The organism is Bradyrhizobium sp. LMG 9283, assembly GCF_045571415.1.
Classification (GTDB): domain Bacteria; phylum Pseudomonadota; class Alphaproteobacteria; order Rhizobiales; family Xanthobacteraceae; genus Bradyrhizobium.
On record NZ_CP120691.1, the window covers coordinates 1,082,501 to 1,108,531 of the forward strand.

The window sequence follows — 26,031 nt, forward strand, 5'->3', positions numbered from 1 at the left end:
ATCGTGGTCAGGATGACCAAAGGGGAACTGCAAATCAAGCGCACTTTGGTTGTGTGACCGCCGAAGCCGATCAATGCTGCGCTGCGAATGCGGCTTCCATGGCCTTGCGCGTCTTCACCGTTTCGTTGCCCGGGTCGAATTCGACATCGCTCCAGCGCACCACCGCGCCATGGGCGATGTCATGCTTCAGCTTCACGCGATGTGCGAGCCCGATCGGCAAGGCACCGGCCTTGAGGCTCGCCGCTGCCGGTAACAGCTTGCCCCATACCGTGTAGCCGCCTTCGCCATCGAGCACCTCCCCCGCGCGCAGATTGCGTTTTGCAACCGCCGCGACGTCGCCGCGGAAGCCGTAAGGCTGCCCGGTCGGCTCGCCTCGCAGCGCGGCCGACAGCACCGAGATGTTCAACTCGAGCCCAATCAGATGATACGGCTTGTACATGGCGGCGAAGCGTCCGCTAGCATCGGTCTTTAGGCCATATTGTCTGAAGCAATCGGCGGCGTAGTCATTCGGCGCCTCCAGCACGACATAGACACCCCAGCGCAGATCGCGAAACACCGGCCGGCCGTCGCGCTCGAGCGAGGAAACGACCTCGACGACGCCGGACCGCTCCAGCACGCCGCCGCGCGAGCGCGGCCGCATGATGTGCGGCAGGTCGTCGACGCCGCAAGGCGGAAACAGCAGGCCGTCCGCGGGCACGTCGAGGCTGCAGGCATTGGCGATCGCGGCCATCTCGATCGCCGATTTGGTGCCATCGAGGAAGGAGTTGAACATCTGCGGATTCATGCCGGCCGACTGCGCCTCGTCCGCGGTCAGGCCGTAATGCTGCCAGACCCCGTCGGGCGTCACGTCGTGATAGGCCGGCAGGTACTTCGTCCCCTTGCCGGCGGCGACGACGCGGAAGCCGGTGGCGCGGGCCCAGTCGACCATCTCCGCCGTCAGCGCCGGCTGGTCGCCATAAGCGAGCGAATAAACTACGCCGGCTTTGCGCGCTTCCTCGGCAAGCAGGGGGCCCGCCAGCACGTCGGCCTCGACATTCACCATCACGATATGCTTGCCCGCCGCGATCGCGGCGCGCGCATGCTTGATGCCGACGGCGGGATTGCCGGTCGCCTCCACCACCACATCAATCGCGCCGCCAGCAATCGCGCGAGCGCCGTCATCGGTGAAGACGGTTGCTGCGATCCGCTCTGCGTCCCAGCCGACCGTGCGGCAGGCCTCGCGCGCGCGATCGCGGTCGATGTCGATGATGATGGGTACCTCCAGCCCCGGCGTGTGCGGCACCTGCGCCAGAAACATCGAGCCGAATTTGCCGGCGCCGATCAGCGCGACGCGGACGGGCTTGCCAGCGGATGCGCGGGCCTGGAGGAGGCGGAATAGGTTCATGGGGGATGTCCAATACAACTATCATGTCCCGGACAAGGTGCAGCGTGCAACGCTGCGCCGCAGAGCCGGGACCCAGAGAAAAACTATCCGCGCGGCGTGAGCCCCGGCTCTGCAGCGCATCGTCGAAGAGACGCTGCGCTGCGTCCGGGGCACAAGAGCATTCTACTCCGCCGCCTGGCGTGGCGCAGGGGCAAGCCGCAGCAGCGCATCATCATCCACCGTCTTGATCGGCGTGAAATCGCGGTGCGCGATGTAGTCCGGCCGCGTCGGTGTGCGGATGTAGTTCGAGACCGCGTTCAGCGTCAGATACACGATCTTGCGCGGGTAGGGCGTGATGTTGCCGCTTGATCCGTGCACGAGATTGCCGTGGAACATCAGCATGCCGCCGGGCTTGCCGGTGGGCGCCACGATGCCGCCCTGCTTGACGAGCCGCGTCACGGTGTCCTCATCCAGCGTCCACAGCGGGTAGGAGGTGGTGGCGAGGTCATGCGAGGCCTCGAGATCGCCGGCGTTCTGGCTGCGCGGCACCAGCATCAGGGGGCCGTTGATCGGCATCACCTCGTCAAGGAAGATCGCGATGTTCATCGCGCGCGGCTCCGGCATGCCGTCGTCGCGCTTCCAGGTGCCGTAATCCTGGTGCCACTGCCAGACGTCGCCGGTGAAGGCCGATTTCGCGTTGATCTTGAACTGATGCATGTAAACGGGCTCGCCGAACACCTGCTCGACCGGCTCGATCATGCGCGGATGCGCACCGAGGATTCTGAACGCCTCGTTGTAGAGATGCGCGGCAAAGGCCGTGCGCGGCGCGCCGCTCTTCTCGCGCCAGACTTCGGGCCGGTTGGCGTCGTAGATGCCGACCGCCTCGCGCGCGAGCAGGTCGACCTCCTCCTGGCTGAACAGTTCGGGCAGGAACAGCCAGCCCTCGCGGTGGAAGAACTCCAATTGCTCCTGAGACAGTTTCATGGGGCGTCCTCCTGTTGTTTTGATCTACTTTTGTTTTGTTCGTCGTTCCGGGGCGATGCGGAGCATCGAACCCGGAACCTCGAGATTCCGGGTCGCGCCATCGCGCGCCCGGAATAACGGCGAACGCCGCTACGCCGCCGCCGCGTCCGTCGCCCTCAATCTCTCCTCAGTCATCCGTCCCGCCGTCTGCGCATGCGCCAGCGCGGCGCGCTCGGCCGCCTTCGCTTCGCCTGCGAGAATATGTCCGGCAATATCGGCATGCTCCGCCCAGGCGCTGTCGCGATAGTCGAGCTCTGCGAGCACGGTCGCCATCGAGCGCCGCATATGCGGCCATTGCGGCGCAATGGTCTCCTCGATCACGGGATTGCCGGCGAGCTGGTAGATCGCGCGGTGGAAATCGACGTCGAGCGTAATGAGCTCGGCGAGCGACGTGTTGCGGTCGCTGCGGCGTCCCGCGGCAAGCGCTGCGTCCAGCCGCGCGCGTCCCGCCGCGTCAGTGCCCGCGCGCTCCGCGGCGAGCCTCGCCGCCAGCGCATCGATTGCGCCGCGCACCTCGTAGAGCTGGCGGATGCGCGCGGGGTCGAGCTGGGTGACCTCGAAACCGCGCCGGCCGCTCTCGGCGACGAGGCCCTGCCGGTGCAACAGATGCAGCGCATGCGACACCGGCTGGCGCGAGACGCCGAGCTTGTCGGCAAGCTCGTTCTGCCGGATGCGCTGGCCGGGCTGAAGCGTGCGGTCGGAGATCGCCTCCAGGATCCGCGCATAGACCTGGTCGATCAGGTTCGGGAGCGGGTCGAGAGGGATCACGCCGGCAGCTCCTACGACGGAATACGGAATTCCGTATTCGAAGCTACGCCCGGCGGCGGAGGACGTCAAGCGCCTCGCAGCATCATTTTTCGTATCTGCTAAGCTATTGATATTGCTGCGGTCGTCTACTGTGCATGGGGTTGTTTTTCAGAAAAAGTGAGGCACGTTTCTCTTGAGCAAGCCCGCTCCTACTTCTTCTTCCCCTGCTCGATCAGCATCCGGCTCATGAGATAGAGCCGCGGCACGATCGAGTTGGTGTCGATGAACTCGTCACGAGCGTGATAGCCGAAGCCGGCGAGGCCAAAGCTCTCGACCACAATCGCCTTGCCGCTGCGGTTGGCATAGCCGGCGTCGGTAGCGCCGCCGGTCATCTCGACGATGTCGAGCTTGCGGTCGATCTCGGCATAGATCGCCTGCCCCATCTCAGCCAGCGCGCGGCCGCGCTCATTGGCGACGAAGGGCGGGCGTCCCGCCACGATCTTCACAGTTGTTTCAGTGTCGGGTACGAGGCGGTTCTTGATCTTCTCGTCGAGCGCCGCCTGGAGCTTGGCGATGCCATCGGAAATGGTGAGGCGGATGTCAGCGCCGGCCTCGGCATCTTCCGGAATCTGATTGCGCACCGTGCCAGCCTTCGCCGTCGTCCAGTTGAGCTGGGTGCCCGGAATCGACTTGGCGACGTCCTGCGTCTGCAGCAGCTGATGCGAGAGCTCGATCAGCGCGTTGCGGCCGCGATCGGGTGCCGCGCCGGCATGCGCCGCGCGGCCCTTCACCTTCATGATGCCAGTCGCAGTGCCGCTGGCGCCCAGCAGGAGCGAGTCGTTCTTCGCCGGCGGCGAGGCCGCCGTCGGCTCGCAGGAGAGCACGATATCTTGCTGGTCGGCGAGATCCGAGATGATCTCGCCCGATCCGATCGATCCGACTTCCTCGTCCGGATTGAACGCCACGGTGAGTGTGGCGTAGTCAGTCCAGCCGGCGTCCTTCAGCATCTTGAGCGCATGAAGCACCACGGCGATGCCGCCCTTGTCGTCGGCGACGCCGGGGCCGTAGATGCGGTTGCCGTCGACACGGTACGGCTCGCTCGCAAGGATGCCGCGCTGATAGACCGTGTCCATATGCGCGATCAGCATCAGCTTCCGCGTGCCCGAGCCCTTGAAGGTCGCGATCACCATGTCGGCGCCGGCGCCTGCCGTGGTCTTGCGCCGCTCCGTGGCGGCGCCGAGCGCCTTGAGGCGTCCTTCGGTGAAGTCGGCCATCTTCTTCAGCCCCTCGACGTCGCTGCTGCCGCTCTCGATCATCACCATGTCGCGCAGGGTCTCGATCAGCGGCGCCTTCTCCTGCTCGGCGGCGGCTTTCAGCTTTTCGTCGGCGGCCGCGAACGCGGTCGTCGTGCCGGCGGCGAGGCCGAGCAACGAGAGGACAAGCAGGAGAGGGGATCGGATGGTCATGAAGCGTCCTTTCGCGTCTTTGAACGGCGGCATTGCGCGCGATTAGGCGAGAGCCTAGCATCGCGGCAACCCTGGTGCCATGCCACACGCGCTACAGCACCTCCACGTCGAGCGGAGCAATCTGGTCCGCCTCCGCGATGGTATCGATCGCGGCGATGCGGTCGCCCTTGAATGTAACACGCAGTACGATGCGCAACTGCCCCCCCGAGGACGACGGCAACGCCCATCTCGCCATCGACCACTGCGGCCCGCGCGGCCTCTCAGCGTCCGGGCGGAGGCTCCCCCTCACTCCAGCCTCTCCCCGCAAGCGGGGCGAGGCAGATCACCGGCGCTGCCCGCCTCACATGCACCTACTCCGCCAAAAACCCGTTCACCACCTCGCAGAACTCCAGCGGGGCCTGCTCGAACATCCAGTGGCCGGCATTCTCGATCACTGCCGTTTTGGCGCCTGCGATATGCGCGGCCAGCACGCGCCACATCACCGATAGGCTTCCCGTCGTCGCGCCGCCGCCGATCAGCAGCGTCGGTGTCCTGATCGCCTCTGCATCGGCGCGCGTATAGGGCCGACGCTGCTCGTTGATCTGGCCGAGAAAGGTTAGCGCGTTGTCGCGCAGCTGCTGCTTCGCCGCAGCAGGCACGCGTCGCCAGGAGCCGTTACCTTCGATGCCTTCATAGAAGTTCTGCAGCGCGCCCTCGATATCGCCGGCGCGGATCATCTCGACCGAGCGCGCAGTGCGGGCCGCCAGCGGCGGATGCGCGGGCGTGCCTTCCGGCACCGGCAGGCCGGCGTCGAGGTCGCCGCCCGGCTCGGCCAGCACCAGCTTTCGCAGCAGGTCGGGCCGCGTCTGCGCGACGCGAAAGGCGATATGTCCACCGCGCGAATGGCCCATCAGATCGACGGGTGCGGGCCTCATCTGCTCGATGAAGGCGATCACGTCGGCGACGTGCTGCGCCATCTTGTAGTCGTCGCCGACGGCATCCCAATGCTCGGGAAAGAAATGCCGCAGGCTGACCGAGATCACCCGATGTGCTTTCGACAGTGGACCGAGGACCGAATACCAGGTGCGGAAATCCCCGAGCGTGCCATGCACGCAGACCAGCGGCGGACCGCTTCCCACTTCGAGATAAGCCATGTCGTAACCGTTGACGCGAAAGCTCTGCATTGGTCAGCTCGCCAGAAAATCCAGCACCACTTCGGAATATTTCTGCGGCGCCTGCTCGAACATCGGATGCGTCGCGTTCGGGATGATCGCCGTCTTGGAATAGGGCACATGCGCGGCCAGCGCATGCAACACCTTCGGCAGCAGGCCCTTGGTCCGCGCGCCCAGGATGAACAGCGTTGGCATTTTGATGGACTCCGCATCCGCCTTCGAGAACGGCGGGCGGTTGTCGCGGACTTGGCCGATCAGGGTCATGGCGTTGTCGCGCAGATTCTGCTTCACCATCGCCGGCAGTCGCGGCCAGGTCCCGGTGCCCTCCAGCGTGTCGACGAAGATGGCAAGGCCGCCATCGACGTCGCCGGCCGCGATCTTCTCGGCGGAAGCCGTGAAGCGCGCCAGCAGCGGCGAGGGCCCGCCGACGTAATCGGGGTCGAGGCTGACATCGAGCTCGCCGCCTGGCTCAGCCAGGATCAGCCGGCGGAGCAGGTCCGGCCGCCGCTGCGCCACGCGGAAGCAGATATGCCCGCCGCGTGAATGGCCCATCAGATCAACCGGCCCGAGATCGAGCTTGTCGATGAAGGCGATGACGTCCTCGACATGCTGAGCGATCGAATAGGTGTCACCGAGGCCGTCCCAGCGCTCGGGGAAGAAGTGCCGCAGGCTGACGGCGATCACCCGGTGCCGCTGCGTCAGCGGCCCGAGCACGCAGCCCCAGACGCGGAAATCGCTCAGCGAGCCGTGCACGCACACCAGCGGCGCGCGGCCTTTGTCTTCGCCCACGTCGAGATAGGGCATGTCGTATCCGTTGACGTGGAGGCTTTGCATTCAGGGCTCACGAGGAATTGGAACTCCTGTGCAAGATTCCCGGAAACCGGTGGATCGCAACTATTTCCAAGCCTAGATTTGGCGCGAGATGAAAGTGGGGGGCCTGCAACGGAAGCAAGCCAGGAACCTAGCCATGACCGACCAGCATTTTGCCCTGTTCGACACCCGGATCGGCCTGTGCGCCGTCGCCTGGGGTCCGCGCGGCATCAACGGCACACAATTGCCGATGGGCGGCGAGCAAAAGATCCGCACCCGCATCCATCAGCGCCATGCAGATGCCAGCGAGGCCGAGCCGCCCTCGGAGGTCCAGCAGGCGATCGACCGCATGACCAAACTGCTCGCCGGCGAGCCGGATGATCTCACCGACATCCCGCTCGACCTCGACGGTGTTCCCGAATTCAACCGCGGCGTTTATGACATCGCCCGCACCGTCCCGCCGGGCAAGACCATCACCTATGGCGACATCGCCAAGCAGCTCGGCGGCGTCCAGCTGTCGCGCGACGTGGGCCAGGCGCTCGGTCGCAACCCCTGCCCGATCGTCGTGCCCTGCCATCGTGTGCTGGCGGCCGGCAACAAGCCCGGCGGCTTCTCTGCCAATGGCGGCGTGGTGACGAAGCTGAAGATGCTCGAGATCGAAGGTGCGCTGGTGAACCACACGCCGAGCTTGTTCGATTGAGATCTCTTACTCTCCCCTGGAGGGGGAGGGTGAGAGGGCTCTAAATCTTCGCCGCCGTCTTCGGCCAATACCGGTCGCGCAAATGCCGCTTCACCAGCTTGCCGGTCGGCGTGCGCGGCAGCTCGGCTTCGAAATCGATCGACCGTGGGCACTTGATGGCAGAGAGGCGGGTCTTACAGAACGCGATCAGCTCAGCCTCCAGCTCCTTGCCGGCGCGGCTCATGTCGTGCGGCTGCACCACCGCCTTCACCTCTTCGCCCATCTCCTCGTTCGGCACGCCGAACACGGCGACGTCGGCGACATCGGGATGGGTGATGAGCACATCCTCGGTCTCCTGCGGATAGATGTTCACCCCGCCGGAGATGATCATGTAGGACTTGCGGTCGGTGAGATAGAGAAAGCCCTCCTTGTCGAGATAGCCGACATCGCCGAGCGTCGACCAGCCCTTGGCATTGTAGGCCTTCTTCGTCTTCTCGGGGTCGTTGTGATAGGTGAAGGCCGGCGCGTCGGCGAAATAGATGGCGCCGATCTCGCCAACCGGCAGTTCCTCGTCGTTCTCGTCCAAAATCTTGATCTTGCCCACCACGGCGCGGCCGACGCTGCCGCGATGCTCTAGCCATTGCCGCGATGTGCAGACCGTGACGCCGTTGCCTTCCGAGCCCGCGTAATACTCGATCAGGATCGGTCCCCACCATTCGATCATCTTTGCTTTGACGTCGACCGGGCAGGGGGCGGCGGCGTGGATAGCGCCCTTCAGTGTCGAAACGTTGTATTTCGTGCGCACCTCGTCCGACAGCTTCAGCATGCGCACGAACATGGTCGGCACCAGTTGCGCCTGGGTGACCTTGTACTTCTCGACCAGCTTCAAGAATTCTTCGGCGTCAAAGTGCTCCATGATGATGGAGGTGCCGCCGAGCACGATCGCCATCATGTTGAAGCGCAAGGGCGCGGCGTGATAGAGCGGCGCCGGCGACAGATAAATGCTCTCGGCGTTCATGCCGCACATGTCGGCGCAGAGCACGCGCAGAAGTGGATTCGGCTCGTCGATCGCTTTGCCCTCGAAAGCCTTCTTGACACCCTTAGGTCGCCCCGTGGTGCCCGACGAATATAGCATGTCGTAACCAGCGACCTCGTCCGCGATCGGCGTCGTCGGCTGCGCGGCGGCTTCCTTGTCGTAGGAGCGGAAGCCCGGCAGCGGCTCGTCCATCATGTAGAAGATCGGCTCGCTAGGCGTGCCCTTGATCAGGCCTTTGATCTGGTCGGCGCATTTCGGCGTGGTGATGACGACCTTGGCGCCACAATCGGCGATGATGTAGTCGATCTCGTCCTGCTTCAGATAACGGCTGATCGCGGTGTAATAGAGCCCGCTCCGCTGCGCGGCCCAGCACAGCTCCATGAAGGCGAGGCGGTTCTCCATCAAGAGCGCGATGTGGTCGCCGGCCTTGAGGCCGAGCGAGCGGAACAGCTGCGCGCCCTGGTTCGAGAGCTCGTCGAGCTCGCGATAGGTGATCGCCTTGCCGGTGCCGGCCATCTGATAGGCGATCTTGTCGGGCGTGGTGCGGGCGTGGATGGAGGGGTGGGTCATGTCTCTGCTTATAAGGCTAGGTGTGACATTCCCCGGACGCAGCGCAGCGCGCAGCGGTGCGCTGCAGATCCGGGGTCCACTGAGGCATGGGTCCCGGCTCTGCGCAGCAGCGTTGCACGCTGCAGCGCGTCCGGGACACAAGAGTGGCTACAGCCGCTCCACGATCGTCACATTGGCCATGCCGCCGCCTTCGCACATGGTCTGCAGACCATAGCGCTTGCCGCGCTGGTGCAGGGCATGGACCAGCGTCGTCATCAGCTTGGTGCCGGAACCGCCGAGTGGATGGCCGAGCGCGATCGCGCCGCCGTTGACGTTGAGACGCTCCGGATCGGCGCCGGTGGTCTTGAGCCAGGCCGTCGGCACCGAGGCGAAAGCCTCGTTGACCTCGAACAGGTCGATGTCGCCGATCTTCATGCCGGCCTTCTCCAGCGCGCGCTTGGTGGCGTGCAGGGGAGCATCGAGCATGATCACGGGATCGCCGCCCATCATGGTCATGTGGTGGATGCGCGCAAGCGGCTTGACGCCGAGCTGCTTCAGGCCCTTCTCGTTCACCACCATCACGCCGGAGGCGCCGTCGCAGATCTGGCTGGCGCTCGCCGCGGTGAGCTTTCCGTTTTCGGCGATCAGCTTGACGCTCTTGATGCCGTCGAGGCTGACGTCGAAGCGGATGCCCTCGTCGATGTGATGAGTGTCCTTGCTGCCGTCGGCGCGGGTGATCTCGAGCGGCACGATCTCTTTCTTGAAGTGCCCGGCCTGGGTCGCCGCGATCGCGCGCTGATGGCTATTATAGGAGTATTCGTCGAGCTCATCCTTGGAGAGGCCGTACTTTTCCGCCATCATCTCAGCACCGGTGAACTGGCTGAACACGATGTTCGGATACTTCTTCTCGATGCCCGGGCTCTTGTAATTGCCAAAGCCGTTCTTGGCCGGCAACTGCGACGACAGGCCCATCGGCACCCGCGTCATCGATTCCACGCCGGCCGCGATCACGACGTCCATCGCGCCGGACATCACCGCTTGCGCGGCGAAATGCAGCGCCTGCTGCGAGGAGCCGCACTGGCGGTCGATCGAGGTGCCAGGCACGCTCTCCGGCAGCTTTGACGCCATTACCGCATTGCGCGCGACGTTGTTGGACTGCTCGCCGACCTGCATGACGCAGCCCATGATCACGTCCTCGACCTGGGCCGGATCGATCTTGGTCCGATCGACCAGCTCGTCCAGCACCTTCGCGGCGAGATCGGCCGGATGCCAGCCGGCGAGGCGGCCCCCCTTGCGCCCGCCGGCGGTGCGCGCAGCGGCGACGATGTAAGCCTCGGCCATTTCGGTCTCTCCCATGATTGTTCTGAATTGGGTTTTCGGGGACGGATTTAAGGGGCGGGATATCGTTTAGTCAATCGATCAATTAACTCTTGTGATGAGGCGCTGCATGCGCTTATCTGCGCCCGCTCCAGCTCCAAACAGGGATCTCCGTGGCTACCAGCGTACCGAACAGGCTCCCCAGCGGGAAAAATTCCACGGCAGAGAAATTGCTGGTGGCCGCGAGCGAGCTGATGATCGAACGCTCCTCGATCGAGATCTCGCTCTCCGACATTGCGCAGAAGTCGGGCGCCAACGCCGCGCTGGTCAAATATCACTTCGGGAACAAGGACGGCCTCCTACTAGCGCTGCTCGCGCGGGATGCTGCGACCGAGATGTCCAATCTCGAATATCTGCTGGCGCAGCCGATCACGTCGACGGCGAAGCTGAAGCTGCATATCGCCGGCATCATCCGCGCCTATCACCGGTTCCCCTATATGAACCGGCTGATCCACTATCTGCTGCACGAGACCAGCGCGAGCTCTGCCGACGAAGTCTCGAAATTCTTCGTTGCGCCGCTATTGGACTTCCACCGCCGCCTGCTGGCTGAAGGCGTCAGCCGCGGCGAATTCCGCCCGACCGATCCGGTGCTGTTCTACACCAGCCTGATCGGTGCCTGCGATCACCTGTTCTTCGGCCGCCACGCGATGTCCCGCGCGACCGGCGTCGGCCCGGTCACCGATGACGTTTGCCGGCAATACATCAAGCACATGGAAACACTGATCTGCGGCGGCATCCTCACGCAAGCCGGGGAAGCTGCCGCGGCCGGATGATCCGGCCGAACTCTTCAAGTCTAGAGAAGAAACGCCCAAGGAAAAGGTAGAGGAAAGGTACAAGCGATGCAGTTGAAAGACGTAGCCGTTCTCATCACCGGCGGTGGCTCGGGCCTTGGCGCCGCGACCGCCCGCGCCATGGCCGCGAAGGGCGCCAGGATCGGCGTGATCGACCAGAGCAAGGAAAACGCCGAGAAGGTTGCCGCTGAAGTGAAGGGCGTCGCGCTGCACGCCGACGTCACCAGCGAGGAGCAGATCAAGGCCGCGATCGCCAAGGCGGAAGCCGCGCACGGCGTCGCGCGTGTGCTGATGAACTGCGCCGGCATCGGCGGCTCGCAGCGCATTGTCGGCCGCGACGGCGTCTACCCGCTCGAAAAGTTCGCGCGCATCATCAACGTCAATCTGATCGGCACCTTCAACTGCCTGCGCCTGTTCGCCGAACGTCTCGTCACTGCGGAGCCCATCGGCGAAGAGCGCGGCGTCATCATCAACACCGCCTCGGTTGCCGCCTACGAAGGCCAGATCGGCCAGATCGCCTATTCTGCCTCAAAGGGCGGCGTCGTCGGCCTCACGCTGCCGGCCGCGCGCGATCTCGCCAGCCAAAAGATCCGCGTCAACACCATCGCGCCCGGCCTGTTCTTCACGCCGCTCTTGATGGGCTTGAACGAAGAGGCCCGCAAGAGCCTGGGCGCCCAGGTGCCGCATCCTTCTCGTCTCGGTGATGCCGCCGAATACGGCATGCTTGCGGTGCACATCGTCGAGAATCCGATGCTGAACGGCGAAACCATTCGCCTCGACGGCGCCATCCGCATGGCGCCGCGGTAAGGGGCGCGCCGCCTCTTGTCCTCCCCTGGAGGGGGAGGGTCGGCGCGAAGCGCCGGGGTGGGGTGATCTCTCCACTCGGGCACTGTTTGGCGGGGAGGCACCGTCACCCCACCCCGCTCGCGCTGCGCGCGATCGACCCTCCCCCTCCCAGGGGAGGGTGAAAACCGAGCGCCGGACTGGAGGAGACTGTCATGTCCCAACCGCTGCTGATCGAGCACAACGACGGCGTCGACCGGGTGACGCTCAATCGGCCTGAAAGCCTGAACGCGCTCGATCCCGCGCTGATCGATGCGCTCAACGTCTATTTCCAGAGCTTGCAGCGCAACCGCGACACGCGCGTCGTCGTGCTGAAGGGTGCCGGCAAGAACTTTTGCGCGGGCCTCGATCTCAAGGCCGCGATGGCGCGCCGCGCCGGGCAGCAAGAGCCGCCCGGCGTCACGGAGTCGCTGGATTCGCAACGTCGCATCGCCGATATCGTGATGCTGATGCGACGTTGTCCGCAGCCGATCCTGGCGCTGGTGCAGGGCGCGGCGGCCGGTGGCGGCTTTGCGCTGGCACTGGCGTCCGATATCCGCATAGCGACGAAATCGGCGCGGATGAACTGCGCCTTCATCAAGCTCGGCCTCGGCGGCTGCGACATCGGCACCAGCTACTTTCTGCCGCGGCTCGTCGGCGTCTCCGTCGCATCCGAGCTGATCCTGACCGGACGCTTCATCGGCGCCGAGCGTGCGCTCGCCGTGGGGCTCGTTTCGGAGGTCGTCGATGAGGACAAGCTCGACGACGCGGCTGCGCCTTATGTCGAGGCGATGATGTCGGCTTCGCCCGTCGGGCTGCGGCTGTCCAAGGAATGTCTCAACATGAGCGCCGATGCCGGATCGCTGGAAGCCGCGATCGCGATGGAGGATCGCAACCAGGTCCTGTGCAGCCGTTCCGAGGAATTTTCGGAAGGCATCAGGGCCTTCCTTGAGAAGCGAAAGCCTGTCTATATCAGGCGCTGAACGATGAAGATCCGCAAAGGACAATAATTCCGGGAGACGCAAAATGAGTGGAAGCGCGGCGGCAGTGATGACGAAGCCTGCCTTTCGCAAGGTCCAGTGGCTCAAGCGCGACATCGCCGTCGAGCGCCGCGGCGACGGAACGCTGGTGCTGAAGTCGCGCATTCCACTGCAGCCTTATGAAAAGCACATCCCGGCCTCGCTGGCGAAATGGGCGAAGGAAGCGCCCGAGCGCATTTGGCTGGCGCAGCGCGGCGGTTCGAACCGCGAATGGCGCAGGGTGTCTTATGGCGAAGCCAAGCGCACTGTGGACGCGCTGACGCAAGGACTGCTGAACCTCAGGCTCGCGGGACGGCCGGTCACGATCCTCTCCGGCAATTCGATCGAGCACGCGCTGATGACGCAGGCTGCGATGCAAGCGCGCGTCCCGGCGGCGCCAGTGTCGCCGGCCTACTCGCTGATGAGCCACGATCACGTCAAGCTGAAATACTTGTTCGACCTGATCAAGCCGGCCGTGGTGATGGTGCAGGACGGCCCGACCTTCGAGAAGGCGTTGAAGGCGCTCGACCTCAGCGGCGTCACCGTGGTTCACGTCGCGCGCCCCTGCGACGGCATCAAGAGCGTCAGCTTTGCCGAGCTCGCCGCAACGCCTGTCACCGCCGATGTCGACACCTCGATCGTGGAGATCACGCCACAGACTGTCGGCAAGCTGCTGTTCACGTCAGGCTCGACCGGCATGCCTAAGGCCGTCATCAACACCCAGGAGATGATGTGCGCCAATGCGGCGATGATGATGCAGGTGCGGCCGCGCGATCCCAGCGGCCCGATCTCGACCATGCTGGACTGGATGCCCTGGAATCACACCATGGGCGGCAACGCGGCGTTTCATCCAATTCTGGTCGATGGCGGTACGCTCTATATCGATGACGGAAGGCCGATGCCGGGCCAGTTCGAGGAGACGCTGCGAAACCTGCGCGAAATCTCGCCGACCTATTACGCCAACGTGCCCGCCGGCTATGCCGCACTCGCGGCGGCGATGGAGAAGGACGACGCGCTGTGCCGCTCCTTCTTCAAGAACCTCTCGATCATGGCCTATGGCGGCGCGCGGCTGCCTGACGATCTCTACGAGCGCATGCAGGCGCTCGCGGTGAAGACCACCGGCGAGCGCATCGTGTTCTACACCGGCTGGGGCTCGACCGAGACCGCGCCGACCTCGACCGGCACCTATTGGGACACCGAGCGCGTCGGCCTGATCGGCCTGCCGTTCCCCGGGGTCGAATTGAAGATGGTGCCGTGCGGCTCGAAATACGAGCTGCGCCTGCGCGGCGTCAATGTCACGCCGGGCTATTTCGGTCAGCCGGAGCTGACGAAGAAGATGTTCGACGAGGAAGGCTTTTACTGCATCGGCGATGCAGGCATCTTCGTCGACGATTCCGATCCGGTGCAGGGCATCATCTTCGCCGGCCGCGTTGTGGAGGACTTCAAGCTCACCACCGGCACGTTCGTGCATGTCGGCTCGCTGAGGACCGATGCGATCGCCGCGGCGACGCCTGTGGTGCACGACGCGCTGGTCGCAGGGCAGGATCGCGCCTTCATCGGCCTCCTGGCTTGGCCGAACCTGCACGCCTGCCGTCAGCTCGTTGGCAATCCTGATCTGAGCTTTTCCGATGCGGTGAAGCATCCCGAGGTGATTGCCTGCTTCAGGCGCGGGCTGGAAGCCCACAACCGGGAGTGCGAGGGCGCCAGCAGCCGCATCATCGCGCGCGCCATGCTGATGGTGGAGCCGCCCTCGATCGACGGCAACGAGCTCACCGACAAGGGCTACATCAACCAGCGCGCCGGCCTCGAACGCCGCGCCGCGCTGGTGGAGCGGCTCTATGCCGACAAGCCGGATCAGGATGTGATCGTGCTGCGATGAGTGCGCAATTCTCTCACCTCGTCATTCCGGGGCGCGCGCAGCGCGAACCCGGAATCCATCGGGCCGCATACGTCCGGCGAGATGGATTCCGGGCTCGCGACTTCGTCGCGCCCCGGAATGACAGTCTCAATGACAATAATAGGTAAGCCCGCAATGAACTTCGACTTCTCCGACGACCAGAAACAGCTCCGCGATCAGGCGCGCAAATTCCTCGCTGAAAAGTGCCCGCCCAGGGCGGTGCGCGTCGTGCTCGACGGCAAGGCGCCCTACGACAAGGAGCTGTGGAAGGGCCTTGCCGAGATGGGCTTTCTGGGTGTTGCGATCCCGGAAGAGTTCGGCGGTGCCGGCGCCGGCCATCTCGAGCTTTGCGTGATTGCGGAGGAGATGGGCCGGGCCAACGCGCCGGTGCCATTCTCCTCGACCGTCTACCTCGCCGCCGAAGCGCTGCTGATCGCCGGCAGCGACGCGCAGAAGAAGAAATGGCTGCCGGCGATTGCCGCGGGCGAGGCGATCGGCACGCTGGCGCTGTTCGAGGGCAAGGGCAACCCGTCGCCGAAGAACGTCAAGCTGACGGCTGCGAACGGGGTGCTCAACGGCGTCAAGAAGCCAGTGGCCGACGGCGCCATCGCCGATTTCGCGGTGGTCGCGGTACGCACGGGATCGAGCGGGCGCGACAATGACATCTCGCTGTTTCTGGTCGATCTCAAAGCCGGTGGCGTCGACGTGAAGAGCCTCAACAATCTCGATCCGACCCGCGGCCAGGCCGAAATTACTTTCACGAACTGCAAGGCCGAGCTGCTCGGCGCGGCCGGCGAAGGCTGGAGCATCCTCACCCAGGTGCTCGACCGCGCCGCGGTGCTGTGCGCGTTCGAGCAGGTCGGCGGGGCTGATCGCGCCTTGGAGATGGGCCGGGACTACGCGCTTGACCGCATTGCCTTCGGCCGGCAGATCGGCTCGTTCCAGGCTGTGAAGCACATGCTCGCTGACATGTACGTGTCGGCGACGCTGGCGCGCTCCAACAGCTATTACGGCGCCTGGGCGCTCTCGACCAATGCGGCCGAGCTGCCGGAAGCCGCCGCCGCCGCGCGCATCAGCGCGACGCAGGCGTTCCAGCACTGCGCCAAGAACAACATCCAGGTTCATGGTGGCATGGGGTTCACTTGGGAGTTCGACTGCCACATGTACTACCGCCGCGCCAATGCGATGGCGCTCGGGCTGGGCAGCCTGTCCTATTGGGAGGATCAGCTGATCGATCGCATGCGCAAGAAGAACGCGGCGTAAGCCGATGTGCGTGTCCCGGACGCGATGCGGCGCGTAGTGCCCCGTCGCAGAGCCGGGACCCAGGGGCCGCAATGGACCCCGGATCTGCAGCGCATCGCTTCGTGCTGCGCAGCGTCCGGGGAACGAACCGAGAGAAAAGAACCATGAACTTCGACGACACCCCGCAGGAAGCCGAGTTCCGCGCTACCGCGCGCGCCTGGATCGACGCGAATGCACCGAAGCAGTATGAGGAAGAGCTGCGCAAATCCTCGCTTGGCCGCACGCAGCTCAAGAACGCCAATATCCTGGAGGTGGCAAAGGCCTGGCAGAAGAAGAAAGCCGACGCCGGCTGGGCGTGCCTGCACTGGCCGAAGGAATATGGTGGCCGCGGCGCATCGCCGATCGAGCGCGTGATCTGGCAGCAGGAGGAGGGCCCGTTCGGCAAGCTCTCCCACATGTTTATCATCGGCCATGGCATGTGCGGGCCGACCATGATGGCGTTCGCGCGCGAGGAGCATAAGCGCAAATACCTGCCGCCGCTCGCCTCCGGCGAGAACGTGTGGTGCCAGCTGTTTTCCGAGCCGGCCGGCGGCTCCGACGTCGCAGGCCTGCGCACGCGCGCCGAGAAGGATGGCGACGACTGGGTCATCAATGGTCAGAAGATCTGGACGTCGGGCGCGCATTATTCCGACTACGGCATCTTGCTCACCCGCACCGATCCGACCGTGCCCAAGCACAAGGGCCTCACCATGTTCTTCCTGGACATGAAGAGCCCAGGCGTCGAGGTCAGGCCGATCAAGCAGGCGAGCGGGGCCTCGGACTTCAACGAGGTCTATTTCACCAATGTGCGCATCCCCGACCACCAGCGCCTCGGCGAGGTCGGCGACGGCTGGAACGTCTCGCTGACCACGCTGATGAACGAGCGCATGTCGATCGGAGCGGGCGTCTCGACCGGCTTTCCGGAGCTGTTCGAGTATTGTTCCAGCCTGATGCTCGACGACGGTCCCGCGATCGAGGACCGCGCGGTGCGCTCGAAGCTCGCCAACTGGGCGGTGAAGGCGAGCGGCCTGCGCTACACCAGCATGCGCGCGATCTCGGCGCTGTCGAAAGGCGAGCGCCCTGGGCCGGAGAATTCCATCGGCAAGCTGGTGGCGGGCTCGATGATCCAGGATGTGGCGACCTACGCGCTGGATCTGCAAGGTGCGGCTGGTGTGGTCAGCGGCACTGAAGACGCCGAAGTCGCGGGCCGCTTCCAGGCCATGCTGCTGCGCGCGCCGGGCACCCGCGTCGAAGGCGGCACCGATGAGATCATGCGCAACATCATCGCCGAGCGGGTGCTGGGCCTGCCCGGCGACATCCGTGTCGACAAGGACGTGCCGTTCAACAAGATCCCGACGAAGGGAAGATGAGTTCGTGTCCCGGACGCGCTGCTTAGGCGCCGCTTCGCTGAGCCGGGACCCAGAACGCTACAATGGACCCCGGCTCTGCAGCGCATCGCTTCGCGGCGCAGCGTCCGGGGCACGAGAGAGGAGAGTTCGAAAATGAATTTCGACGACACCCCGCAGGAAGCCGCGTTCCGCGAGACCGCGCGCAAATGGATCGAGGCCAATGCGCCGAAGGAGCTGCATGCCGAGCTGTCGAAATCCTCGCTCGGCCGCATCCGGCTCGTGCACCGCGACATCGTCGATGTCGGCAAGGCCTGGCAGAAGAAGAAGTTCGACGGCAATTGGGCCTGCCTGCACTGGCCGAAGGAATATGGCGGGCGCGGCGCATCGCCGATCGAGCGCGTGATCTGGCAGCAGGAGGAGGGCGTCTACGGCAAACTCACACAGCCGTTCCAGATCGGCGAGGGCATGTGCGGTCCCACCGTGATGGCCTTCGGCAGCGAGGAGGCCAAGCGCCGTTATCTGCCGAAGCTCGCATCGGGCGAAGAGATTTGGTGCCAGCTGTTCTCCGAACCGTCCGCCGGCTCCGACGTCGCGGGCCTGCGCACGCGCGCGGAGAAGAAGGGCGGCAATTGGGTCGTCAATGGCCAGAAGATCTGGACTTCGGGCGCGCATTACTCCGACTACGGTCTCTTGATCGCGCGCACCGATCCTGATGTCCCCAAGCACAAGGGCCTCACCATGTTCTTCCTGGACATGAAGAGCCCCGGCGTCGAGGTGCGGCCGATCAAGCAGGCCAACGGCATGCAGGAGTTCAACGAGGTCTATTTCACCGATGTCGTGATCCCCGACAGCCAGCGGTTGGGGGCCGTCGGCGACGGCTGGAGCGTGTCGCTGACCACGCTGATGAACGAGCGCATGTCGATCGGCGCGCGGCTCGCGACCGGCGTCCCTGAGATGTTCGAGTTCTGCTCCAATTTGATGCTGGAGGACGGGCTCGCCATCGACGATCCCGCTGTGCGCTCGAAGCTCGCGAGCTGGGCGGCGAAGTCGAGCGGGCTGAAATACACCAGCTACCGCACGATTTCGGCGCTGTCCAAGGGCGAGCGGCCGGGCCCGGAGAATTCGATCGGCAAGCTGGTGTCAGGCATGATGCTCCAGGATATCGCGACCTACGCGATGGACCTGCAGGGCGCGGCCGGTGTTCTCACCGGCAGCGACGAGGAGACGGTGCAGGGCCAGTTCCAGCAGATGCTGCTGTCCTCGCCCTCGATGCGCATCGCCGGCGGCACCGACGAGATTTTGCGCAACATCATCGCCGAGCGCGTGCTCGGGTTGCCGGGCGACATCCGTGTCGACAAGGATGTGCCGTATAACAAGATCCCGACGAAGGGGCGGTGATCTCACGCCTCGCGGTATCACGTAGGGTGGGCAAAGCGAAGCGTGCCCACCATATGCAGATGCGCCGGGGAAAGTCTGTCGGTGGGCACGGCGCTGTCGCGCCTTTTGCCCACCCTACGAGAAGAGCGCGAGCTGATTCATGGACGCACAAGTGAAACAAAACGACCGCATCGGCGTGCTCGAAGAACTTCTTAACGAGCGCTACTCCGTCCGCGCCTTCCTGCCCAAGGAGGTCGATCGCGCCACCATCGAGCATGTGCTGACCACCGCGCAGCGCACGGCATCCTGGTGCAACAGCCAACCCTGGCAGGTCATCATCGCCAGCGGCCAGGCCAAGGAACGTTTTCGCAAGGCGATCTACGCGGAGGCCTCGAAGGGCCTCGGCGACGATTACGATTTCACCCCGCCGCGCGAATATGTCGGGGTCTACCTCGAGCGCCGCCGTGAGAGCGGCTTCCAGCTCTACAACACGCTCGGCATCGCCCGCGGCGACAAGATGGCTTACGCCAAGCAGGCGCTGGAGAACTACAATTTCTTCGGCGCGCCGCATGTCGCCGTCATCCACACCAACGAGCCGCTCGGCATCTACGGTGCGATCGATTGCGGCGCTTACGTCTCCAATTTCATGCTGGCGGCGCAGGCGCTCGGGCTGGGGACGATTCCGCAGGCGGCGCTGGCGCGGCATTCCGGCCTGATCCGCCGCCACTTCAACCTGCCTGACGACCGCCGCGTCGTCTGCGGCATTTCGTTCGGCTATGCCGACCACGCCCACAAGGTCAACAGTTACCGTACCTCGCGCGCGAGCGTGCCTGATACGGTGACGTTCGTGGAGGAGTGATGACGTGCGTGAACGCGGCCGCGCCAACGGCCGCCTTCACGCGTGTGGGTGTGGGTCCGATGATCGACTGCCGCTATCCGCCGCTGCCGCCGATCACGGCCCGCACGGTCTCGTCGGGTCCGAAATCCTCGGCACCGTCGACATAGAGCAGCGCAGCGAGCTTCGAGCGGGCGCGGTTCACGCGGCTCTTGATCGTGCCGACTGCGCAGCCGCAGATCGAGGCCGCGTCCTCGTAGGAGAAGCCCGACGCGCCGACCAGGATCAACGCTTCACGCTGATCCTGCGGAAGCTTGTCCAGCGCCGTGCGAAACTCCTCGAATTCGAGATGCGCGTTCTGCGAAGGCTGTGTCTTCAACGTCTTGGCGTAGTTGCCTTCGGCATCCTCGACCTCTCGCCGTCGCTTGCGATAGTCGGAGCGAAACAGGTTGCGCAGAATCGTGAACAGCCACGCCGGCAGGTTGGAGCCGGGCTGGAACGAGTCGATGTTGGCGAGCGCCCGCAGCAGCGTCTCCTGGACCAGATCGTCGGCGCGGTCCGCATTGCCGCTGAGCGAGATGGCGAAGGCGCGCAGACTGGGCACGGCCGCCAAGATGTCGTTACGCAGCGAGTCCGTGAGAGGCATTAATCCCTCCCATTGTTGTTGTCGTTGGATCCGCCCTCATTTTCCACGTGGGGTGCCGCTCCCGGCGCATCAAGCTTCTTGATCAGTTCTGCGAACCGATCCGGAACCCCCTGTCGCACGACATCGTCGTACATGGCGCGCAACTGATGCCCAATCCGGGATTGAATCTCCGGAGTGAGGCCTCCCTTGCCGGGGGTCGTGCTTCTGCTGGCTTGAGACTTGAGATCTTTCATGACCTGTTCCACGTTTCCCCGAGTTAAGTGACTGTAAAATCGAGAGGTTTTCTCAACCGGGAGCCGTTCCCTGGATAGGCACAATTCCAGCTGCGCGAAAAAGTTCCCAGCCCAACGGAACTTTTCTTGAGCTGATGCGTAATCAGCCCAGCAGGGGAACCCGGGCCCCCCGCGTGACGCCCTGACCTCAGGATTGGATCTCAAGGTTTGGCCCGAAGACGAATGGAGTGGGGATGTCCCGTTCACAGCTTGTCGCTGAACACTTGCCGTTGCTGCGCCGGTACGCACGCGCCCTGACGGGCAGCCAGGGGTCCGGCGACGCCTATGTCGCAGCCATGTTGGAAGCCATGCTGGGAGATCCGTCGGTGCTCGACGAGAGCCACGGACCGCGGGCGGGCCTGTTTCGGCTGTTCACCCAGATCTGGAATTCGGTTTCGGTCAACGACGATGCCGAGGTGACGACCCTGCCGATGCCGCCCGAGCGGCGGCTGTCGAACATCACGCCGCTGCCGCGGCAGGCATTTCTGCTGCTGTCGCTAGAGGGATTTTCGGAAGAGGAAGTCGCCTTCATCCTCAGCACCGACGTTGCCGAGACGCGGCGGCTTGCGGATGCGGCAGGGCGCGAGATGGCGGCCGAGATCGCCACCGATGTGCTGATCATCGAAGACGAGACCTTCATCGCCATGGACCTCGAGAGCCTGGTGAAGAATCTCGGCCATAATGTCGTCGGCGTCGCGCGCACCCACGCCGATGCGGTGGCGCTCGCCAAGAACAAGCGGCCCGGCCTGATCCTCGCCGACATTCAGCTCGCCGATGGCTCGTCGGGCCTGGACGCGGTCAACGAGCTGCTGCGCACCTTCGAGGTGCCGGTGGTGTTCATCACCGCGTACCCCGAGCGCTTCCTCACCGGCGAACGTCCCGAGCCGGCGTTCCTGATCTCAAAGCCGTTCCAGCCCGCGATGGTGTCGGCGGTCGCGAGCCAGGCGCTGTTCTTCCAGCGCAACTCGCGCAATCGCACGCCGAAGGCGCCGGCGGCATAAGGAAGCTCGCATCGGAAAAGAAGACGGCGCGTCGCAAGGCGCGCCGTTTTTACAGGTGGCGAAGAGTTGGTTCGCTCTGCATCAGCAGCTGCGGCAGATGCTGCGAAGCATCGAGTTTAGCTTTGTATCATCCGGCCCAGGGGATTTCGCGTTTAGCTTGGCCTGGCCCTCGATCCAGGATTGGAGCCATTTCTCTCGTTCCGGCGACGGCGCCATGTTCGGCTGCGTCCCGTCGAAAGCTATGAGGACTGTTACTGTCTGCAGGTCATCCTTCGCCTCAGCGGGAGGCTTCGGGAACGGCACGGATCGCTCGACCATAGCCAGCGTCGCGGCATCCAGCGGCGCGAAGCCCGTGCTTTCCACCAAAGCACTTGAAATCAATTTGCCCGAGCGATCGACCACGAATGTGACGCCGGCATCACCTCTGCGGCCGATCGCCTGCGGAGGAAACACCCTGTTGCGCCAGACGTGCTCGGTGACCGCCTTGCGCCAGGCGGCCATAGCCTCGGACTCTGCGAAGCCGGAAGCCGGCGTGCTCAGTACCAGCCCGTTGGTCGGCACCTGGAATTGACGGCCGTTGAAGACAATCGGCACTACGAAATAGAAAGTCTCTTCCTTCAGCTCCGAAGGCGGTGGCGCCGGAAACGGTTGGGCGCGGGCGACGATCTCCAGCGCAGCATCGTCGAGCAGTCGCGAGCCGGTGCTCGCAGCCAGCGCCCGCGAGATCAATTTGCCGGACCGATCGATGACGAAGCCTACCTTGGCCTCACCGGTTTGCCCCAGTGCCTGGGCTGGAAATAGCCTGCTCTTGGCGATGTGCGCCGATAGCTTCGCCCAAGCCTGGGCACTTTCGCTCTGCGTATCAGTCTGTGCATGGGAAGGGAAAGCCGCGAGCAATCCGAGAAGCGCGGCCAACAAGGGGAATTTCATCTGCATTGGCGCGATATTAATCGCGTTCTGGTTGATTGAAAGGCTAGTTGCTCGTGTCGCGCTTGTCCCGTTGTGTGGGCAATTCGAACGGCCGCGAGGCATCTCCGCTTGCCAACCTCATTGCCCCGTTGATACCTCGGGCCGATGACATCCATCGCAGCCTCAAGCCGCCGGGAGAGACCTACCATGGACCAGCAACTCCTCGATCGCCTCGCCATTCGCGACCTCGTTGAGAACTGGGCGGTCTGGCGCGACGCCGGCGACTGGGAGCGCTTTGCCACGGTCTGGCACGAGGAAGGCTGGATGTCTGCCACCTGGTTTCAGGGGCCGGCGCGGGATTTCATGCGCGTCAGCCAGGAGGGGTTTGCCAGGGGAGTGCGCATTCTGCATTTCCTCGGCGGTACCAGCATCGACCTGTCCGGCGAGCGCGCGATCGCCCAAACCAAGATGACGATCTCGCAGCGCGCGCTGGTGCATGACGTGCTCTGCGACGTTGTCTGCACCGGCCGCTTCTACGACTTCCTGGAGAAGCGGCATGACCAATCAGGTATTGGCAAATGGGGCATCGTCCGCCGGCAGCCGATCTACGAGAAGGATCGGATCGACCCAGTCGATCCCGCAGCGACACTCCGCCTCGATCAGCGGGCGCTCGCCGCGCTTCCCGAAGGCTATCGCCATCTCGCCTACATGCAGGAGCTGATTGGCTACAAGGTGAAGCGCGACATGCCGGGCCTCACCGGTGCCGAGGTCGAGAAGCTCTACGGCGAGGGGCGGGATTGGCTGGCGGGGAAGGCCAAATAACTCGAACCAAAGTGAGTCGCAGAGAAAAGTAAGGCGCGACTGGCATCACCACAGTCGCGCCCTACGTCGCCGGCTTATGGGGCAGGGGGGAATAGCCGGCTGCTGAGACGACTCCGGACTGCCGGAGTCGTTCCAAGGCTCTCCAAATATTTTTCGCGGCGCGACTTTTTTCGCACACGGTTAAGTGATCGTGACGGCCGAGAACCCCCCGTCCTCGGCCCGCGTTGTTCCCGCGATCGCCATGGGGCGAGGGATCGACAGCCATGTCACAGATTCAAAAGGTGTTTTTGGGTGCCGTCGCGATTGCCGCGACACTCGGTGCCGTCCAGGTGGGTGCCGTGCAACTGGCCGCCGGCCACGATCTGGCCGACCGCTGGCAGGCGGTCGCCGACAAGTCTGACAAGCCCGGCCACAACGTCAATCGGGCCGCCAAAGCCGACCGGCTGGCCGAGGTCAAGCCGGCAGCAGTTTCCACCCGCACCGTGTCGATGCGGCTGAGCGACCTCCCCGATACGTCGGTGCTGCTGCGGGTCCCTGCGGTGATCGAGAGCGGCAACGCCAAGGCGCCGGTGCTGCTCCAGAACCAGAAGAAGCAGCAGGGCCGCAACAAGCCGACCATCGCCTGCGAACCGATGGTCAGCTCCCTGACCGAGGTCGCCAAGCTGCTCCAGCCCGGCCGATGCGTGACCTGATCGCCTATTGTCCATCGACAGGATCGCCTCCGTCACGGGCAGGGGCTCACCGCTTCACGTCCTCTTGATCCGCCCTCTCATCGCGCTATATCCGGGTTCCTCCCTTTTGTTTTGACCGGGTAAGCGCATGACGACGTCAGATACGGCTGTGCACACTCAGCCTTTCCAGGCCGAAGTTTCCGAACTGCTGCACCTGATGGTGCACTCCGTTTATTCGGAAACCGACATCTTCCTTCGCGAACTCATCTCCAATGCCTCCGATGCCTGCGACAAGCTGCGCTACGAGGCCATCGCAAGTCCCGCCCTGCTTGGTGAAGGCGACACGCTCAAGATCCGCATCATCCCGAACAAGACGGCCAAGACGCTGACGATCGCCGACAATGGCATCGGCATGGAGCGGCAGGAGCTGATCGACCATCTCGGCACCATCGCCCGCTCCGGCACCAAGGCGTTCGTGTCCAAGCTGAAGGAGGCCAAGGACGGCCTCGGCCTGATCGGCCAGTTCGGCGTCGGCTTCTATTCCGCCTTCATGGTCGCCGAGAAGATCGTCGTCATCAGCCGCCGCGCCGGCGAGAGTGACGTCTGGACCTGGACGTCGTCCGGCGGCTCCGGCTTCGAGATCGCCCGCGCCAGCGACGAGGAGGCGGCGCGCGTGACGCGCGGCACCGAGATCGTCCTGCATCTGAAGGATGATACGAAAAAGTATCTCGAGACCTACGAGATCGAGCGCATCGTCACGGCCTATTCGGACAACATCCTGTTTCCGATCGAGCTCGTGCCGGAAGAAGGCGAGCCGCGCCAGATCAATTCGGCGAGCGCGCTGTGGCAGCGCGCGAAATCCGAGCTGACGGCGGACGATTACAAGAAGGCCTATCAGCAGATCGCCTCCGCCTTCGACGATCCCGCCATGACGCTGCACTACCGCGCCGAGGGACGCTACTCCTACGCCGTGCTGCTGTTTGCACCCTCGACCAAGCCGTTCGACTTGTTCGAGCCAAACCGCAAGGGCCGGGTGAAGCTCTATGTCCGCCGCGTCTTCATTACCGATGATGCCGATCTGTTGCCGGGTTACTTGCGCTTCATCCGCGGCGTGGTCGACGCCGAGGATCTTCCGCTCAACATTTCGCGCGAGATGCTCCAGAACAATCCGCAGCTGGCGCAGATCCGCAAAGCTGTGGCGACCCGGGTGGTGTCCGAGCTCGAAAGCCTCGCCGACAAGGACCCGGAGAACTTTGCCAAGATCTGGGACGCCTTCGGCGCGGTGCTGAAGGAAGGCATCTACGAGGATTTCGAGCGGCGCGAAAAGCTGCTGGCGCTGTCGCGCTTCACCACGACGTCGGGCGAGAAGCGGTCGCTGAAGCAGGTCGTCGCCGACTTCAAGCCGAACCAGACAGAGATCTATTATCTCGTCGGCGACAGCATCGAACGGTTGAAGTCCAATCCGCGGCTGGAAGCTGCGACCGCGCGCGGCATCGAGGTGCTGCTGCTGTCGGATCCCGTCGATGCGTTCTGGACCTCGATGCCGTCGGAGTTCGAAGGCAAGCCACTGAAATCGCTGAGCCAGGGCGATCTCAATCTCGACCTGATCCCGCGTATTGACGACAAGGACGAGCCGAAGAAGGACGAGCCGGCTGCGGACGAAGCGGCCACCATCGCCGTGATCAAGGCCGCGCTCGGCGAGCGCGTCAGCGACGTCAAGGCCTCGACCCGGCTTACCAGCTCGGCCTCCTGCCTCGTCGCCGATAGCCAGGGCCCCAGCCGCGAGCTCGAGCGCATCTTGTCGCAGCAGAACCGCGGCATGAAGACCAAGCCGATCCTCGAAATCAATCTGCGCCATCCGCTGGTCACCGCGGTCACCAAGGCGCAAGCTGGCTCGAAGGCCGTCGACGATCTCAGCCTGCTCCTTCTCGAACAGGCGCAGATCCTGGACGGCGAATTGCCGGAAGACCCGGCGGCGTTCGCGGCAAGGCTGAACCGGCTGGTGTTGCAGGGGCTCGGCGGCTAGCTCGTCCACTCACCTTGCCGTCATCTGCCCCTAGGAACAGTCGCCTCTAGCGTGGTGTTATGCCATATGAGGCGGTTGGCCTCCCCGTCGCCGCCGTGACCAACTCGAGGAT

The 26,031-nt window shown here is 64.4% G+C and carries 25 protein-coding genes; 13 read left to right on the top strand and 12 right to left on the bottom strand.

Annotated features, from left to right (window positions below):
• Positions 1–70 precede the first annotated feature (70 nt).
• From P6U29_RS05045 to P6U29_RS05075, 7 genes are all read right to left on the bottom strand, one after another.
• A complete protein-coding gene (locus tag P6U29_RS05045) occupies positions 71–1,384 on the bottom strand; it encodes an NAD(P)H-dependent oxidoreductase (protein WP_407116589.1) in 1,314 nt (437 codons plus the stop codon).
• 162 nt (positions 1,385–1,546) lie between these two features.
• Positions 1,547–2,347 (bottom strand): phytanoyl-CoA dioxygenase family protein, encoded by an 801-nt coding sequence (locus tag P6U29_RS05050; protein ID WP_407116590.1) that lies wholly within the window; start codon positions 2,345–2,347, stop codon positions 1,547–1,549.
• A gap of 129 nt (positions 2,348–2,476) precedes the next feature.
• Positions 2,477–3,154, bottom strand: coding sequence for a GntR family transcriptional regulator (locus P6U29_RS05055; RefSeq protein ID WP_407116591.1), 678 nt, complete (start codon positions 3,152–3,154; stop codon positions 2,477–2,479).
• Positions 3,155–3,342: 188 nt separating this feature from the next.
• The gene (locus P6U29_RS05060) at positions 3,343–4,599 is read right to left on the bottom strand and encodes a M20/M25/M40 family metallo-hydrolase (protein WP_407116592.1); all 1,257 of its coding nucleotides are present in this window, start codon (positions 4,597–4,599) and stop codon (positions 3,343–3,345) included.
• Positions 4,600–4,690: 91 nt separating this feature from the next.
• Positions 4,691–4,834, bottom strand: a complete 144-nt coding sequence (locus P6U29_RS05065; RefSeq protein WP_407116593.1) for a hypothetical protein — start codon at positions 4,832–4,834, stop codon at positions 4,691–4,693.
• A gap of 115 nt (positions 4,835–4,949) precedes the next feature.
• On the bottom strand, positions 4,950–5,762 hold the full coding sequence (locus P6U29_RS05070; RefSeq protein ID WP_407116594.1) for an alpha/beta fold hydrolase: 813 nt from the start codon (positions 5,760–5,762) through the stop codon (positions 4,950–4,952).
• A gap of 3 nt (positions 5,763–5,765) precedes the next feature.
• A complete protein-coding gene (locus tag P6U29_RS05075) occupies positions 5,766–6,584 on the bottom strand; it encodes an alpha/beta fold hydrolase (protein WP_407116595.1) in 819 nt (272 codons plus the stop codon).
• A 133-nt stretch (positions 6,585–6,717) separates the two neighbouring features.
• Here P6U29_RS05075 and P6U29_RS05080 point away from each other — a divergent pair, with 133 nt between their 5' ends.
• Complete coding sequence (locus tag P6U29_RS05080) at positions 6,718–7,260, top strand: methylated-DNA--[protein]-cysteine S-methyltransferase (protein WP_407116596.1); 543 nt, start codon at positions 6,718–6,720, stop codon at positions 7,258–7,260.
• 40 nt (positions 7,261–7,300) lie between these two features.
• Here the strand turns inward: P6U29_RS05080 and P6U29_RS05085 are convergent, their stop codons facing one another.
• Together P6U29_RS05085 and P6U29_RS05090 are read right to left on the bottom strand one after the other, a co-directional pair.
• The gene (locus P6U29_RS05085; protein ID WP_407116597.1) at positions 7,301–8,845 is read right to left on the bottom strand and encodes an acyl-CoA synthetase; all 1,545 of its coding nucleotides are present in this window, start codon (positions 8,843–8,845) and stop codon (positions 7,301–7,303) included.
• Between the two features lie 147 nt (positions 8,846–8,992).
• The gene (locus P6U29_RS05090; RefSeq protein WP_407116598.1) at positions 8,993–10,165 is read right to left on the bottom strand and encodes an acetyl-CoA C-acetyltransferase; all 1,173 of its coding nucleotides are present in this window, start codon (positions 10,163–10,165) and stop codon (positions 8,993–8,995) included.
• Positions 10,166–10,395: 230 nt separating this feature from the next.
• On the opposite strand from P6U29_RS05090, the gene P6U29_RS05095 reads away from it, so the two are divergent.
• The 8 genes from P6U29_RS05095 to P6U29_RS05130 all read left to right on the top strand — a co-directional run bounded on the left by P6U29_RS05095 (position 10,396) and on the right by P6U29_RS05130 (position 19,596).
• Complete coding sequence (locus tag P6U29_RS05095) at positions 10,396–10,974, top strand: TetR family transcriptional regulator (protein ID WP_249781772.1); 579 nt, start codon at positions 10,396–10,398, stop codon at positions 10,972–10,974.
• Between the two features lie 66 nt (positions 10,975–11,040).
• Positions 11,041–11,799, top strand: a complete 759-nt coding sequence (locus P6U29_RS05100; protein WP_407116599.1) for an SDR family NAD(P)-dependent oxidoreductase — start codon at positions 11,041–11,043, stop codon at positions 11,797–11,799.
• A 191-nt stretch (positions 11,800–11,990) separates the two neighbouring features.
• On the top strand, positions 11,991–12,797 hold the full coding sequence (locus tag P6U29_RS05105; protein WP_407116600.1) for an enoyl-CoA hydratase/isomerase family protein: 807 nt from the start codon (positions 11,991–11,993) through the stop codon (positions 12,795–12,797).
• A gap of 43 nt (positions 12,798–12,840) precedes the next feature.
• Positions 12,841–14,712, top strand: a complete 1,872-nt coding sequence (locus P6U29_RS05110; RefSeq protein WP_407116601.1) for an AMP-binding protein — start codon at positions 12,841–12,843, stop codon at positions 14,710–14,712.
• A gap of 153 nt (positions 14,713–14,865) precedes the next feature.
• The gene (locus P6U29_RS05115) at positions 14,866–15,993 is read left to right on the top strand and encodes an acyl-CoA dehydrogenase family protein (protein WP_407116602.1); all 1,128 of its coding nucleotides are present in this window, start codon (positions 14,866–14,868) and stop codon (positions 15,991–15,993) included.
• Between the two features lie 143 nt (positions 15,994–16,136).
• Positions 16,137–17,381, top strand: a complete 1,245-nt coding sequence (locus P6U29_RS05120; protein ID WP_407116603.1) for an acyl-CoA dehydrogenase — start codon at positions 16,137–16,139, stop codon at positions 17,379–17,381.
• A gap of 132 nt (positions 17,382–17,513) precedes the next feature.
• Entirely contained in the window at positions 17,514–18,758 is a 1,245-nt protein-coding gene (locus P6U29_RS05125; RefSeq protein ID WP_407116604.1) for an acyl-CoA dehydrogenase, read from the top strand.
• Between the two features lie 139 nt (positions 18,759–18,897).
• Positions 18,898–19,596 carry a nitroreductase gene (locus P6U29_RS05130; protein WP_407116605.1) on the top strand — a complete coding sequence of 233 codons (699 nt, stop codon included), beginning with the start codon at positions 18,898–18,900 and terminating at the stop codon, positions 19,594–19,596.
• A 73-nt stretch (positions 19,597–19,669) separates the two neighbouring features.
• Here P6U29_RS05130 and P6U29_RS05135 read toward each other — a convergent pair whose 3' ends face one another.
• Together P6U29_RS05135 and P6U29_RS05140 are read right to left on the bottom strand one after the other, a co-directional pair.
• Positions 19,670–20,218 carry a sigma-70 family RNA polymerase sigma factor gene (locus P6U29_RS05135; protein WP_018316216.1) on the bottom strand — a complete coding sequence of 183 codons (549 nt, stop codon included), beginning with the start codon at positions 20,216–20,218 and terminating at the stop codon, positions 19,670–19,672.
• On the bottom strand, positions 20,218–20,451 hold the full coding sequence (locus P6U29_RS05140; protein ID WP_407116606.1) for a NepR family anti-sigma factor: 234 nt from the start codon (positions 20,449–20,451) through the stop codon (positions 20,218–20,220). Before P6U29_RS05140 ends, P6U29_RS05135 begins: the two co-directional genes overlap by 1 nt.
• A 233-nt stretch (positions 20,452–20,684) precedes the next feature.
• On the opposite strand from P6U29_RS05140, the gene P6U29_RS05145 reads away from it, so the two are divergent.
• A complete protein-coding gene (locus P6U29_RS05145; protein ID WP_407116607.1) occupies positions 20,685–21,491 on the top strand; it encodes a response regulator in 807 nt (268 codons plus the stop codon).
• An 81-nt stretch (positions 21,492–21,572) separates the two neighbouring features.
• On the opposite strand, the gene P6U29_RS05150 is transcribed toward P6U29_RS05145, so the two are convergent.
• Positions 21,573–22,409: an energy transducer TonB gene (locus P6U29_RS05150; protein ID WP_407116608.1), complete on the bottom strand. Its 837-nt coding sequence runs from the start codon at positions 22,407–22,409 to the stop codon at positions 21,573–21,575.
• Between the two features lie 198 nt (positions 22,410–22,607).
• On the opposite strand from P6U29_RS05150, the gene P6U29_RS05155 reads away from it, so the two are divergent.
• From P6U29_RS05155 to htpG, 3 genes are all read left to right on the top strand, one after another.
• A complete protein-coding gene (locus P6U29_RS05155; protein ID WP_407116609.1) occupies positions 22,608–23,222 on the top strand; it encodes a nuclear transport factor 2 family protein in 615 nt (204 codons plus the stop codon).
• Between the two features lie 263 nt (positions 23,223–23,485).
• Positions 23,486–23,914, top strand: a complete 429-nt coding sequence (locus P6U29_RS05160; protein ID WP_407116610.1) for a hypothetical protein — start codon at positions 23,486–23,488, stop codon at positions 23,912–23,914.
• Between the two features lie 127 nt (positions 23,915–24,041).
• A complete protein-coding gene (gene htpG, locus P6U29_RS05165; RefSeq protein ID WP_407116611.1) occupies positions 24,042–25,919 on the top strand; it encodes a molecular chaperone HtpG in 1,878 nt (625 codons plus the stop codon).
• Positions 25,920–26,031: the final 112 nt, after the last annotated feature.

What these genes read in the sequence shown, in the direction of transcription:
- P6U29_RS05045 (WP_407116589.1), bottom strand. Translation starts at nt 1,384, where the DNA reads ATGAACCTATTCCGCCTCCTCCAGGCCCGCGCATCCGCTGGCAAGCCC.
- P6U29_RS05050 (WP_407116590.1), bottom strand. Translation starts at nt 2,347, where the DNA reads ATGAAACTGTCTCAGGAGCAATTGGAGTTCTTCCACCGCGAGGGCTGG.
- P6U29_RS05060 (WP_407116592.1), bottom strand. Translation starts at nt 4,599, where the DNA reads ATGACCATCCGATCCCCTCTCCTGCTTGTCCTCTCGTTGCTCGGCCTC.
- P6U29_RS05065 (WP_407116593.1), bottom strand. Translation starts at nt 4,834, where the DNA reads ATGGCGAGATGGGCGTTGCCGTCGTCCTCGGGGGGGCAGTTGCGCATC.
- P6U29_RS05070 (WP_407116594.1), bottom strand. Translation starts at nt 5,762, where the DNA reads ATGCAGAGCTTTCGCGTCAACGGTTACGACATGGCTTATCTCGAAGTG.
- P6U29_RS05075 (WP_407116595.1), bottom strand. Translation starts at nt 6,584, where the DNA reads ATGCAAAGCCTCCACGTCAACGGATACGACATGCCCTATCTCGACGTG.
- P6U29_RS05080 (WP_407116596.1), top strand. Translation starts at nt 6,718, where the DNA reads ATGACCGACCAGCATTTTGCCCTGTTCGACACCCGGATCGGCCTGTGC.
- P6U29_RS05085 (WP_407116597.1), bottom strand. Translation starts at nt 8,845, where the DNA reads ATGACCCACCCCTCCATCCACGCCCGCACCACGCCCGACAAGATCGCC.
- P6U29_RS05090 (WP_407116598.1), bottom strand. Translation starts at nt 10,165, where the DNA reads ATGGCCGAGGCTTACATCGTCGCCGCTGCGCGCACCGCCGGCGGGCGC.
- P6U29_RS05095 (WP_249781772.1), top strand. Translation starts at nt 10,396, where the DNA reads ATGATCGAACGCTCCTCGATCGAGATCTCGCTCTCCGACATTGCGCAG.
- P6U29_RS05100 (WP_407116599.1), top strand. Translation starts at nt 11,041, where the DNA reads ATGCAGTTGAAAGACGTAGCCGTTCTCATCACCGGCGGTGGCTCGGGC.
- P6U29_RS05105 (WP_407116600.1), top strand. Translation starts at nt 11,991, where the DNA reads ATGTCCCAACCGCTGCTGATCGAGCACAACGACGGCGTCGACCGGGTG.
- P6U29_RS05110 (WP_407116601.1), top strand. Translation starts at nt 12,841, where the DNA reads ATGAGTGGAAGCGCGGCGGCAGTGATGACGAAGCCTGCCTTTCGCAAG.
- P6U29_RS05115 (WP_407116602.1), top strand. Translation starts at nt 14,866, where the DNA reads ATGAACTTCGACTTCTCCGACGACCAGAAACAGCTCCGCGATCAGGCG.
- P6U29_RS05120 (WP_407116603.1), top strand. Translation starts at nt 16,137, where the DNA reads ATGAACTTCGACGACACCCCGCAGGAAGCCGAGTTCCGCGCTACCGCG.
- P6U29_RS05125 (WP_407116604.1), top strand. Translation starts at nt 17,514, where the DNA reads ATGAATTTCGACGACACCCCGCAGGAAGCCGCGTTCCGCGAGACCGCG.
- P6U29_RS05130 (WP_407116605.1), top strand. Translation starts at nt 18,898, where the DNA reads ATGGACGCACAAGTGAAACAAAACGACCGCATCGGCGTGCTCGAAGAA.
- P6U29_RS05135 (WP_018316216.1), bottom strand. Translation starts at nt 20,218, where the DNA reads ATGCCTCTCACGGACTCGCTGCGTAACGACATCTTGGCGGCCGTGCCC.
- P6U29_RS05140 (WP_407116606.1), bottom strand. Translation starts at nt 20,451, where the DNA reads ATGAAAGATCTCAAGTCTCAAGCCAGCAGAAGCACGACCCCCGGCAAG.
- P6U29_RS05145 (WP_407116607.1), top strand. Translation starts at nt 20,685, where the DNA reads ATGTCCCGTTCACAGCTTGTCGCTGAACACTTGCCGTTGCTGCGCCGG.
- P6U29_RS05155 (WP_407116609.1), top strand. Translation starts at nt 22,608, where the DNA reads ATGGACCAGCAACTCCTCGATCGCCTCGCCATTCGCGACCTCGTTGAG.
- P6U29_RS05160 (WP_407116610.1), top strand. Translation starts at nt 23,486, where the DNA reads ATGTCACAGATTCAAAAGGTGTTTTTGGGTGCCGTCGCGATTGCCGCG.
- htpG (WP_407116611.1), top strand. Translation starts at nt 24,042, where the DNA reads ATGACGACGTCAGATACGGCTGTGCACACTCAGCCTTTCCAGGCCGAA.